Annotated in this window: 1 tRNA gene and 3 rRNA genes; all 4 read left to right on the top strand. The window is 49.7% G+C overall.

The annotated features are described in order from the left end of the window. Positions 1 to 267 precede the first annotated feature (267 nt). The 4 genes from D8792_RS10610 (at position 268) to rrf (ending at position 5,178) form a co-directional block, all read left to right on the top strand. Positions 268 to 1,814: ribosomal RNA gene (locus D8792_RS10610) — 16S ribosomal RNA — on the top strand. Positions 1,815 to 1,867: 53 nt separating this feature from the next. Continuing rightward, positions 1,868 to 1,940 (top strand) — tRNA-Ala (locus tag D8792_RS10615). Between the two features lie 126 nt (positions 1,941 to 2,066). After that, positions 2,067 to 4,962, top strand: a 23S ribosomal RNA gene (locus tag D8792_RS10620). Between the two features lie 100 nt (positions 4,963 to 5,062). After that, positions 5,063 to 5,178 (top strand): 5S ribosomal RNA (gene rrf / locus D8792_RS10625). The 16S, 23S and 5S rRNA genes sit together here with 1 tRNA gene alongside, the layout of an rRNA operon.

A 5,178-nucleotide genomic window follows, 5' to 3' on the forward strand; every position in this document is an offset into this window, starting at 1 on the left:
CTTTCCCTTTTAGTTATTGATTTATCAGTGATTTTGATGGTGGTAGGAAATAAATTTGTAAAAAAGATAAAAAAATTCAAAAAAAGTGTTGACAAGTGAATGGATAGGTGATATACTGATATAGTTGTCGCTTGAGAGAGCGATAAAGACCTTTGAAAACTGAACAAGACGAACCAATGTGCAGGGCGCTACAACACAAGTTGTAGTACTGAACAAAGAAAAAAACAATAAATCTGTCAGTGACAGAAATGAGTGAGAACTCAAACTTTTAATGAGAGTTTGATCCTGGCTCAGGACGAACGCTGGCGGCGTGCCTAATACATGCAAGTAGAACGCTGAAGGAGGAGCTTGCTCTTCTGGATGAGTTGCGAACGGGTGAGTAACGCGTAGGTAACCTGCCTGGTAGCGGGGGATAACTATTGGAAACGATAGCTAATACCGCATAATATTGACTATTGCATGATAGTCAATTGAAAGGTGCAAATGCACCACTACCAGATGGACCTGCGTTGTATTAGCTAGTTGGTGGGGTAACGGCTCACCAAGGCGACGATACATAGCCGACCTGAGAGGGTGATCGGCCACACTGGGACTGAGACACGGCCCAGACTCCTACGGGAGGCAGCAGTAGGGAATCTTCGGCAATGGACGGAAGTCTGACCGAGCAACGCCGCGTGAGTGAAGAAGGTTTTCGGATCGTAAAGCTCTGTTGTAAGAGAAGAACGAGTGTGAGAGTGGAAAGTTCACACTGTGACGGTATCTTACCAGAAAGGGACGGCTAACTACGTGCCAGCAGCCGCGGTAATACGTAGGTCCCGAGCGTTGTCCGGATTTATTGGGCGTAAAGCGAGCGCAGGCGGTTAGATAAGTCTGAAGTTAAAGGCTGTGGCTTAACCATAGTACGCTTTGGAAACTGTTTAACTTGAGTGCAGAAGGGGAGAGTGGAATTCCATGTGTAGCGGTGAAATGCGTAGATATATGGAGGAACACCGGTGGCGAAAGCGGCTCTCTGGTCTGTAACTGACGCTGAGGCTCGAAAGCGTGGGGAGCAAACAGGATTAGATACCCTGGTAGTCCACGCCGTAAACGATGAGTGCTAGGTGTTGGGTCCTTTCCGGGACTCAGTGCCGCAGCTAACGCATTAAGCACTCCGCCTGGGGAGTACGACCGCAAGGTTGAAACTCAAAGGAATTGACGGGGGCCCGCACAAGCGGTGGAGCATGTGGTTTAATTCGAAGCAACGCGAAGAACCTTACCAGGTCTTGACATCCCGGTGCCCGTCCTAGAGATAGGATTTTGCTTCGGCACACCGGTGACAGGTGGTGCATGGTTGTCGTCAGCTCGTGTCGTGAGATGTTGGGTTAAGTCCCGCAACGAGCGCAACCCTTATTGTTAGTTGCCATCATTGAGTTGGGCACTCTAGCGAGACTGCCGGTAATAAACCGGAGGAAGGTGGGGATGACGTCAAATCATCATGCCCCTTATGACCTGGGCTACACACGTGCTACAATGGCTGGTACAACGAGTCGCAAGTCGGTGACGGCAAGCTAATCTCTTAAAGCCAGTCTCAGTTCGGATTGTAGGCTGCAACTCGCCTACATGAAGTCGGAATCGCTAGTAATCGCGGATCAGCACGCCGCGGTGAATACGTTCCCGGGCCTTGTACACACCGCCCGTCACACCACGAGAGTTTGTAACACCCGAAGTCGGTGAGGTAACCTTTTAGGAGCCAGCCGCCTAAGGTGGGATAGATGATTGGGGTGAAGTCGTAACAAGGTAGCCGTATCGGAAGGTGCGGCTGGATCACCTCCTTTCTAAGGAAAAACGGAAGCCATTGGTCGTCATGTTTAGTTTTGAGAGGTCTTGTGGGGCCTTAGCTCAGCTGGGAGAGCGCCTGCTTTGCACGCAGGAGGTCAGCGGTTCGATCCCGCTAGGCTCCATTAGGATAGTGGAAACTATTCTAAACTTGTCCATTGAAAATTGAATAACTATATCAAATAGTAACAAGAAAATAAACCGAAACGCTGTGAATATTAATGAGTTTAAGACTGAAAGGTCAAAAATAAGGTTAAGTTAGTAAGGGCGCACGGTGGATGCCTTGGCACTAGGAGCCGATGAAGGACGTGACAAACGACGAAATGCCTCGGGGAGCTGTAAGTAAGCGCAGATCCGGGGATGTCCGAATGGGGGAACCCAACAGGTACTACCTGTTACCCATCTCTGTTAAGGAGATGAGGAGGAAGACGCAGTGAACTGAAACATCTAAGTAGCTGCAGGAAGAGAAAGCAAAAGCGATTGCCTTAGTAGCGGCGAGCGAAACGGCAGGAGGGCAAACCGAAGAGTTTACTCTTCGGGGTTGTAGGACTGCAATGTGGACTCAGATTTTATAGAAGAATGACATGGGAAGGTCAGCCAAAGAGAGTAAGAGCCTCGTATTTTAAATAGAATCTGTACCTAGCAGAATCCTGAGTACGGCGGGACACGTGAAATCCCGTCGGAATCTGGGAGGACCATCTCCCAACCCTAAATACTCCCTAGTGACCGATAGTGAACCAGTACCGTGAGGGAAAGGTGAAAAGTACCCCGGAAGGGGAGTGAAATAGAACCTGAAACCGTGTGCCTACAACAAGTTCGAGCCCGTTAATGGGTGAGAGCGTGCCTTTTGTAGAATGAACCGGCGAGTTACGTTATGATGCGAGGTTAAGTTGAAGAGACGGAGCCGTAGGGAAACCGAGTCTGAATAGGGCGAATTAGTATCATGATGTAGACCCGAAACCATGTGACCTACCCATGAGCAGGTTGAAGGTGCGGTAAAACGCACTGGAGGACCGAACCAGGGCACGTTGAAAAGTGCTTGGATGACTTGTGGGTAGCGGAGAAATTCCAAACGAACTTGGAGATAGCTGGTTCTCTCCGAAATAGCTTTAGGGCTAGCGTCGACATAGAGATTCTTGGAGGTAGAGCACTGTTTGGGTGAGGGGTCCATCCCGGATTACCAATCTCAGATAAACTCCGAATGCCAATGAATTATGGTCGGCAGTCAGACTGCGAGTGCTAAGATCCGTAGTCGAAAGGGAAACAGCCCAGACCACCAGCTAAGGTCCCAAAATAATTGTTAAGTGGAAAAGGATGTGGGGTTGCACAGACAACTAGGATGTTAGCTTAGAAGCAGCTATTCATTCAAAGAGTGCGTAATAGCTCACTAGTCGAGTGACCCTGCGCCGAAAATGTACCGGGGCTAAAACAATTTACCGAAGCTGTGGATACCTTTATAGGTATGGTAGGAGAGCGTTCTATGTGTGGAGAAGGTGTACCGTGAGGAGCGCTGGAACGCATAGAAGTGAGAATGCCGGTATGAGTAGCGAAAGATGGGTGAGAATCCCATCCACCGTAAGACTAAGGTTTCCAGGGGAAGGCTCGTCCGCCCTGGGTTAGTCGGGACCTAAGGAGAGACCGAAAGGTGTATCCGATGGACAACAGGTTGATATTCCTGTACTAGAGTATGAAGTGATGGAGGGACGCAGTAGGCTAACTCGTGCGTACGAATGGATGTACGTCTAAGCAGTGAGGCGTGGTATGAGTCAAATGCTTATACCTCTAACGTTGAGCTGTGATGGGGAGCGAAGTTTAGTAGCGAGTGAGTGATGTCACACTGCCAAGAAAAGCTTCTAGCGTTGTATCATACTCTACCCGTACCGCAAACCGACACAGGTAGTCGAGGCGAGTAGCCTCAGGTGAGCGAGAGAACTCTCGTTAAGGAACTCGGCAAAATGACCCCGTAACTTCGGGAGAAGGGGTGCTGACTTTGGTCAGCCGCAGTGAATAGGCCCAAGCAACTGTTTATCAAAAACACAGCTCTCTGCTAAATCGTAAGATGATGTATAGGGGGTGACGCCTGCCCGGTGCTGGAAGGTTAAGAGGAGTGCTTAGCGTAAGCGAAGGTATGAATTGAAGCCCCAGTAAACGGCGGCCGTAACTATAACGGTCCTAAGGTAGCGAAATTCCTTGTCGGGTAAGTTCCGACCCGCACGAAAGGCGTAATGATTTGGGCACTGTCTCAACGAGAGACTCGGTGAAATTTTAGTACCTGTGAAGATGCAGGTTACCCGCGACAGGACGGAAAGACCCCATGGAGCTTTACTGCAGTTTGATATTGAGTGTCTGTGCCACATGTACAGGATAGGTAGGAGCCTATGAGATCGGGACGCCAGTTTCGATGGAGGCGTTGTTGGGATACTACCCTTGTGTTATGGCCACTCTAACCCGGATAGGTGATCCCTATCGGAGACAGTGTCTGACGGGCAGTTTGACTGGGGCGGTCGCCTCCTAAAAGGTAACGGAGGCGCCCAAAGGTTCCCTCAGACTGGTTGGAAATCAGTCGCAGAGTGTAAAGGTATAAGGGAGCTTGACTGCGAGAGCTACAACTCGAGCAGGGACGAAAGTCGGGCTTAGTGATCCGGTGGTTCCGCATGGAAGGGCCATCGCTCAACGGATAAAAGCTACCCTGGGGATAACAGGCTTATCTCCCCCAAGAGTTCACATCGACGGGGAGGTTTGGCACCTCGATGTCGGCTCGTCGCATCCTGGGGCTGTAGTCGGTCCCAAGGGTTGGGCTGTTCGCCCATTAAAGCGGCACGCGAGCTGGGTTCAGAACGTCGTGAGACAGTTCGGTCCCTATCCGTCGCGGGCGTAGGAAATTTGAGAGGATCTGCTCCTAGTACGAGAGGACCAGAGTGGACTTACCGCTGGTGTACCAGTTGTCTCGCCAGAGGCATCGCTGGGTAGCTATGTAGGGAAGGGATAAACGCTGAAAGCATCTAAGTGTGAAACCCACCTCAAGATGAGATTTCCCATAACGCAAGTTAGTAAGAGCCCTGAGAGAAGATCAGGTAGATAGGTTAGGAGTGGAAGTGTGGCGACACATGTAGCGGACTAATACTAATAGCTCGAGGACTTATCCAATTTTCATTGAGCGCAGCGTTTTTTAAGTATTGTGAGCTTTGAGTAGTTATTCAATTTTGAGTTGACAAGGCAATAAGATATTGTAAGTTAATTCAGCAAGTTAAGTGACGATAGCCTAGGAGATACACCTGTACCCATGCCGAACACAGAAGTTAAGCCCTAGAACGCCGGAAGTAGTTGGGGGTTGCCCCCTGTGAGATATGGTAGTCGCTTAGC

The organism is Streptococcus cristatus (genome assembly GCF_003943505.1).
In the GTDB taxonomy this organism is placed as follows: Bacteria; Bacillota; Bacilli; order Lactobacillales; family Streptococcaceae; genus Streptococcus; species Streptococcus cristatus_E.